Source organism: Niastella populi, assembly GCF_002078015.1.
In the GTDB taxonomy this organism is placed as follows: Bacteria; Bacteroidota; Bacteroidia; order Chitinophagales; family Chitinophagaceae; genus Niastella; species Niastella populi.
In genome coordinates, this window is sequence record NZ_LWBP01000173.1 from 1 (window position 1) to 315 (window position 315).

The window sequence follows — 315 nt, forward strand, 5'->3', positions numbered from 1 at the left end:
TGGCAGGAATATCAGGCTCAACATCCTGACGGATACAGCTACAGCCGATATTGTTATCATTTAAGCCTTTACCTAAAAAATCGCGATCTGTCGATGCACCTGGAGTATCAGCCAGGCGACATCACCATGATTGATTTTGCCGGCAAAAAATTGCACTACATTGACCAGGCTACAGGTGGGCACATCGAGTGTGAAGTATTTATAGCCATCATCCCATTTAGTGGTTTAATCTTCTGTCATCCTGTACATACACAGCGGACTGCCGATTTTGCTCACTCTATCAATTCTATGTCAAAATTCTATGGTGGCGTTACG

Annotated in this window: 1 pseudogene; it reads left to right on the plus strand. The window is 43.8% G+C overall.

From position 1 onward, the window contains the following. Positions 1 to 315, plus strand: a pseudogene (locus A4R26_RS34995) (hypothetical protein); the annotation flags it as partial.